This is a genomic window from Kineosporia sp. R_H_3 (assembly GCF_002198675.1).
Taxonomy (GTDB): Bacteria; Actinomycetota; Actinomycetes; order Actinomycetales; family Kineosporiaceae; genus R-H-3.
Genome location: NZ_MWLL01000028.1, coordinates 1 through 6,035, shown reverse-complemented (window position 1 = coordinate 6,035; position 6,035 = coordinate 1). Strand labels below are relative to the sequence as shown.

Below are 6,035 nucleotides of genomic sequence, written 5' to 3'. Positions count from 1 at the left end.
CGGCGCGACCGAGCCGGTCACCGACGTCTTCGGCCCGAACCAGAAGGCGTCCTCGGCCGGGGGCGCGGCCGGGGCGGCCCGCTCGGGGGCGGGCCGTCCGGCGCTCCACCACGGCGCCGACACCGGGCCGGTGACGTCGACACCGGCGACGGTCGCCGGAGCGGCGGCGACGGGGGAGACCGGCGGGACGACGTCCGGGACGACCTCCGGCGCCGGCGCAGCGGCCGGGACGTCCGCGAAGGGAGGCTCCGCGGCGACGTCCTGCCCGTCCCGGCGCCGGGAGCGGCGCGACGCGAGGAGCTGGGTCTCGGCCTCGGGAGCGGCGTGACCGCCGTGGCCGCCCTGACCACCGGCCGGACCCTGGCCCCAGGCCCGCGCGCCGACGACGTCCGCCCAGGAGGCGTCGTCGTCGTGCACGCGTGCGGGACCGCCGCGACGGCGTCGCGCGGGTTCGGGGCCGGGGTCCGGGTCGCTCACGTCGTCACACCTCCAGGAGCTCGGACTCCTTGTGACGCAGCAGCTCGTCGATGATGTCGACGTGCCGCTTCGTCGAGGCGTCGAGCTCCTTCTCCGCGCGGGTGACCTCGTCCTCGCCCGCCTCGCCGTCCTTGACGATGCGGTCGAGCTCCTCCTTGGCCTTGCGGCGGATGTTGCGGACCGAGACCCGCGCGTCCTCCGCCTTGTGCTTGGCCATCTTGATGTAGTCCTTGCGGCGCTCCTCGGTGAGCTGCGGGAGCACCAGCCGGATGATGTTGCCGTCGTTCGACGGGTTGACGCCGAGGTCGCTGTCGCGCAGCGCCTTCTCGATCGCCGTCATGGAGCCGCGGTCGTACGGGTTCACGATCATGACCCGTGCCTCGGGCGTCTGGAACGACGCGAGCTGCTGCAGCGGGGTCGGCGCACCGTAGTAGTCGACCATGATCTTGCTGAACATCGCGGGGTTCGCCCGGCCGGTCCGGATGGCCGAGAAGTCCTCCTTGGCCACCTCGACGGCCTTGTCCATCTTGTCCTCGGCCTCGAGGAGGGTGTCGTCGATCACCGTCGCTCCTTCGTCTCCGGGCGGGGGGCCGCCCGGTCACTGCCGGGACGCTCCCGAGCCGGGGCGTCCGTGTCCTGAGTCGTCGTCCGGTCCGTGCAGGTTCGCTACCTGTTCCTACCCTGCGGTGACGAGCGTCCCGATCCTCTCACCCCGGACGGCACGCGCCACGTTGCCCTCACCCTCCATGCCGAAGACGATCATCGGCAGGCGGTTGTCCATGCAGAGGCTGAACGCCGTCGCGTCGACCACCTTGAGCCGCTGGCGGAGGGCGTCGGCGTACGTGACCTTCTCGAGCTTGCGGGCGTCGGGGTCCGTGCGCGGGTCCGCCGTGTAGACGCCGTCCACGCCGTTCTTGCTCATGAGGACGACGTCGGCCTTGATCTCGAGCGCACGCTGCGCGGCCGTGGTGTCGGTGCTGAAGTACGGCGCCCCGAGGCCGGCGCCGAAGATGACGACCCTGCCCTTCTCGAGGTGGCGGATCGCCCGGCGCGGGATGTACGGCTCGGCGACCTGGCCCATCGTGATGGCGGTCTGCACCCGGGTGTCGATCCCGGCCTGCTCGAGGAAGTCCTGCATCGCCAGGCAGTTCATGACGGTGCCGAGCATGCCCATGTAGTCGGCGCGGGCGCGGTCCATGCCGCGCTGCGCGAGCTCGGCGCCGCGGAAGAAGTTGCCGCCGCCGACGACGACCGCGACCTGGACGCCCTCCCGGACGACGACGGCGATCTGCTCGGCGAGACGGTGCACGACGTCCGGGTCGACGCCGAGCTTGCCGTTGCCGAAGACCTCGCCGGAGAGCTTGAGGAGCACCCGCCCGTAGCGCGCGCCGGAGCCCTCGGCGTCCGGGTCGTCCAGCTGCTCAAGGTCCACGGTCAGTCCCTCCGCGGTCATGTCCACTCCGCCCCGATCGATCGTGCCGGCTGTCTCGCCCTGTGGTCCGCGGGCCAGTCTGCCGCACTCCGGAGGGTGCTCGGAGCGCTGCGCCCCCGCCGGTCGCCCGGACGGCCCCCCTCCGGGCCCGGCAGGCCCCGGACGGCGGACGGCGGTCGCACCCCAGGACCGGGTGCGACCGCCGCCGTCATGCTCGGGCGTGCCTGTCGGTGGTGCTCAGGCGCCGACCTTGAACCGGGCGAAGCCGGTCGCCGCGACGCCGGCCTCCTTGAGGAGCTGCTGGATCGTCTTGCTCGGGTCCTTCGCGAACTTCTGCTCGAGGAGCACGTTGTCCTTGAAGAACGCGTCGACCCGGCCGGTGACGATCCGCTCGATCGCCTGCTCCGGCTTGCCCTCCTCGCGGGACTTCTGCTCCGCGACGCGGCGCTCGGTCTCGACGACGTCGGCCGGCACGTTCTCGCGGGTGAGGAAGCTCGGGCCCATCGCGGCGGCGTGCATCGCGACGTCGCGCGCGACGTCCGACTCGCCGTCGACACCGACGAGGACGCCGATCTGCGGGGGCAGGTCGGGGCTCGTGCGGTGCAGGTACGTCGCGACGTGCGGCGCCTCGACGCGGGCCACGCGGCGGATGACGATCTTCTCGCCGATCGTCGCGTTCTTCTCGATGAGGAGCTGCTCGACCGACTTGCCGGGCTCGATCTCGCTCGACAGGAGCGCGGCGGCGTCCTCGGCCTTGATCGCGACGGCCTGCTGGAGGACCTGGTCGGCGAGCGCGATGAACGGCTCCGCCTTGGCGACGAAGTCCGTCTCGCAGTTGATCTCGACGAGGGTGCCGACGCCGTTCTCGACGTGGGCGGCGACGAGGCCGTTGGAGGCGTTGCGGTCGCCGCGCTTCTCGGCGCTGGCCTGGCCCTTGACGCGGAGGAACTCGACGGCCTTGTCGAAGTCGCCGTCGCTCGACTCGAGCGCCTTCTTGCAGTCCATCATCCCGGCGCCCGTGAGGTCGCGCAGGCGCTTGACGTCAGCAGCGCTGATGTTCGCCATGACTTTCCTGACTCTCCTGTCCGAATGGTGTGCAACGAGTCTGTGCGCGGACGACGCACCCGTCGAGGCGATAACGCCCGGCGCCGCCGGAGGCTTCCGGCGCGGTGGTCCCGCCGGTCCGGCCCCGGGCGCGTGGCCCGGGGCCGGATCGGACAGGTCGTCCGTCGTCCGCGATGGGCTCCGGAGGGAGCCCGGACGTCAGGCCTGCTCGGTGCTCTCGGCGGCGGCCTCGGCCGGAGCCTCGGCAGCGGCGTCGGCCTCGGCCTCGGCNCCGACGCCGCTGCCGAGGCTCCGGCCGAGGCCGGGGCGTCGGCGACGACCTCGGTCTCGGCGGCGGCCTCGACGGGAGCCTCGACCGGGGCCTCGACGGCAGCCTCGGCGACGGGCGCCTCGGCCGGCGTGAGGAGCTCGCGCTCCCACTCGGCGAGCGGCTCGTCGACCGCGACGGCGCCGGCCTCGGGCTTCGTCTCGCTGCCGCGCGAGCGGGCCATGAGGCCCTCCGCGACGGCGTCGGCGACGACGCGCGTGAGCAGGGTGACGGAGCGGATCGCGTCGTCGTTGCCCGGGATCTTGAAGTCGACCTCGTCCGGGTCGCAGTTCGTGTCGAGGATCGCGACGATCGGGATGTGGAGCTTGCGCGCCTCGTCGACCGCGAGGTGCTCCTTCTTCGTGTCGACGATCCACACCGCGCTCGGGACCTTCGCCATGTCGCGGATGCCGCCGAGGGTCTTCTCGAGCTTGTCCTTCTCGCGACGCAGGACGAGGAGCTCCTTCTTCGTCATGCCGGAGCCGGCCACGTCGTCGAAGTCGAGGAGCTCGAGCTCCTTGAGGCGCTGGAGGCGCTTGTGCACGGTCTGGAAGTTCGTGAGCATGCCGCCGAGCCAGCGCTGGTTGACGTAGGGCATGCCGACGCGCGCGGCCTGCTCGGCGATGGGCTCCTGGGCCTGCTTCTTCGTGCCGACGAAGAGGATCGTGCCGCCGTGGGCGACGGTCTCCTTGACGAACTCGAAGGCGCGGTCGATGAACGACAGCGACTGCTGCAGGTCGATGATGTAGATGCCGTTGCGCTCGGTGAAGATGAAGCGCTTCATCTTCGGGTTCCACCGGCGGGTCTGGTGCCCGAAGTGGACGCCGCTCTCGAGCAGCTGGCGCATGGTGACAACAGCCATTGCTGGAAGCACTCCTGTCGGCGCCTGCCGGAGTTCACCGGCTCAAAGACGCCTGTCGGTTCCTCACGCCGTCCGGGCGGACGGCATGCCTGGCGCCTGCGGCGGCACCGCACCGGAGACCCACCCGAGGGTGGTCACCGGACCGACGGTGCGCCCCGCCGCGTGAGCGGCGGTCTGCGGGCGCGCGAAGTCGACCGGACGAGCCGGCCGTGAGGGCATCGTACGCCGGGGCACGGTGGGCGACCAAAACGCCGCGCGCCGTGAGCGGGCCCGCCCGCGATCGGCGCCCGGCCGCGGACCGTGCGGGCCGCCGTCCGGGCTCCGTAGGCTGCGCCCATGGCCGACGCCGACCGCTCCCCCGCCGCTGCCGCGCCCGCCCCGGTGCGGGGCCGCTGGCGCGAGATCGCCCGCCAGTCCAACCTGCTCGGCGCCGACGGGGCGCTCGCCTCGACGATCTTCGCCGAGATGAGCGCGCTCGCCGTCCGGACCGGGGCCGTGAACCTCGGCCAGGGCTTCCCGGACACCGACGGGCCGCGGAGCATCCTCGACGGAGCGGTCGCCCAGATCCTCGGGGCGAACAACCAGTACCCGCCCGGCCGCGGCGTCCCGGCCCTGCGGCGCGCGGTCGCGGAGCACCAGCGCCGGTTCTACGGGCTCGAGGTCGACCCGGACACCGAGGTGCTCGTGACCGCCGGCGCGACGGAGGCGATCGCCGCGTGCGTCATGGCGCTCGTCGAGCCCGGCGACGAGGTCGTCATGCTCGAGCCCTACTACGACTCCTACGCGGCGTCCGTGGCGCTCGCGGGGGCCGTGCGCCGGACCGTGCCGCTGCGCTTCCCCGAGTACCGGCTCGACGTCGACGCGCTCGCGGCGGCGGTGACGCCGCGGACCCGCCTCATCCTGCTCAACAGCCCGCACAACCCGACCGGGCACGTGCTGGGCCGCGCCGAGCTCGAGGCGGTGGCGCGGGTCGCGGTCGAGCACGACCTGCTCGTCGTCACCGACGAGGTCTACGAGCACCTGACGTTCGACGGCGCCGAGCACGTACCGCTCGCGACGCTGCCGGGGATGGCCGGGCGGGTCGTGACGATCTCGTCGGCCGGCAAGACGTTCTCGGTGACGGGCTGGAAGGTCGGGTGGGTCGTCGCGCCGAAGGACGTCGTCGACGCCGTCACGACCGTCAAGCAGTTCCTCACGTACGTCAACGCCGGCCCGTTCCAGCCGGCGGTCGCCGACGCGCTCGCGCTCGGCGACGACTTCTACACCGGGGTCGCCGGCCGGCTGCAGGCCGGCCGGGACGCGCTCGTCGAGGGGCTGCTCGACGTCGGGTTCACCGTGAGCGTCCCGCAGGGCACGTACTTCGTCGTCGCGGACGCCGCCCCGCTCGGGTACGCGGACGGCCTGACGCTGTGCCGGGAGCTGCCCGAGCGGGCCGGCGTCGTCGGGGTGCCGGTCCAGGTGTTCCACGACGACGTCGAGGCGGGGCGGTCGCTCGTCCGGTTCGCGTTCTGCAAGCGGCCAGAGGTCATCGCGGACGCCGTCGCGCGGCTCAAGGCGCTGCACCGGGGCTGATCCGGCCGCACCGTCCGGACGAGCCTGGCCGGATGTCGAGTGGGTCGGCAGGCTGCGGCTGACATCTGTACGGGCGCGACCCGTCCCCAGTTTCGGGTTTCGTCCCACTGTCCACAGCCGCGGCGTCGGCCGCGGCGGGCCGGGGCTGCCCCGGTGCAGGCTCGCCGCATGCCCGGTCACCCCGTCCTCCTCGCCCTCGCAGCCGCAGCCGCCGTGGCGCTGGGTGCCGTCTCCCCGGCGCCGGCCGCGACCTCTGCCGAACCGGGTCCGGCCGCGCGCGGGCTGCCTGCCGCCGCACCGGCGGGCGGGGCGGCGGCAGG

At 73.2% G+C, this 6,035-nt stretch carries 5 protein-coding genes and 1 pseudogene; 1 reads left to right on the top strand and 5 read right to left on the bottom strand.

The genetic code is table 11. The annotated features are described in order from the left end of the window. From ECOMGDLI_RS02540 to rpsB, 5 genes and pseudogenes are all read right to left on the bottom strand, one after another. Positions 1–477 (bottom strand): annotated as a pseudogene (locus ECOMGDLI_RS02540) (hypothetical protein); the annotation flags it as partial. Between the two features lie 4 nt (positions 478–481). Further along, positions 482–1,039, bottom strand: coding sequence for a ribosome recycling factor (frr, locus tag ECOMGDLI_RS02535; RefSeq protein ID WP_088313281.1), 558 nt, complete (start codon positions 1,037–1,039; stop codon positions 482–484). Between the two features lie 114 nt (positions 1,040–1,153). Continuing rightward, entirely contained in the window at positions 1,154–1,930 is a 777-nt protein-coding gene (pyrH, locus tag ECOMGDLI_RS02530) for a UMP kinase (protein WP_088313283.1), read from the bottom strand. Positions 1,931–2,146: 216 nt separating this feature from the next. Then, the gene (gene tsf, locus ECOMGDLI_RS02525; RefSeq protein WP_088313279.1) at positions 2,147–2,974 is read right to left on the bottom strand and encodes a translation elongation factor Ts; all 828 of its coding nucleotides are present in this window, start codon (positions 2,972–2,974) and stop codon (positions 2,147–2,149) included. A gap of 271 nt (positions 2,975–3,245) precedes the next feature. After that, positions 3,246–4,143: 30S ribosomal protein S2 (rpsB, locus tag ECOMGDLI_RS02520; RefSeq protein WP_143447468.1), on the bottom strand; the 898-nt coding region annotated here is incomplete at its 3' end. Between the two features lie 336 nt (positions 4,144–4,479). Between rpsB and ECOMGDLI_RS02515 the strand changes: the two genes are divergently transcribed. Further along, positions 4,480–5,715: a pyridoxal phosphate-dependent aminotransferase gene (locus tag ECOMGDLI_RS02515; RefSeq protein ID WP_088313277.1), complete on the top strand. Its 1,236-nt coding sequence runs from the start codon at positions 4,480–4,482 to the stop codon at positions 5,713–5,715. Positions 5,716–6,035: the final 320 nt, after the last annotated feature.

What these genes read in the sequence shown, in the direction of transcription:
- ECOMGDLI_RS02515 (WP_088313277.1), top strand. Translation starts at nt 4,480, where the DNA reads ATGGCCGACGCCGACCGCTCCCCCGCCGCTGCCGCGCCCGCCCCGGTG.
- pyrH (WP_088313283.1), bottom strand. Translation starts at nt 1,930, where the DNA reads ATGACCGCGGAGGGACTGACCGTGGACCTTGAGCAGCTGGACGACCCG.
- tsf (WP_088313279.1), bottom strand. Translation starts at nt 2,974, where the DNA reads ATGGCGAACATCAGCGCTGCTGACGTCAAGCGCCTGCGCGACCTCACG.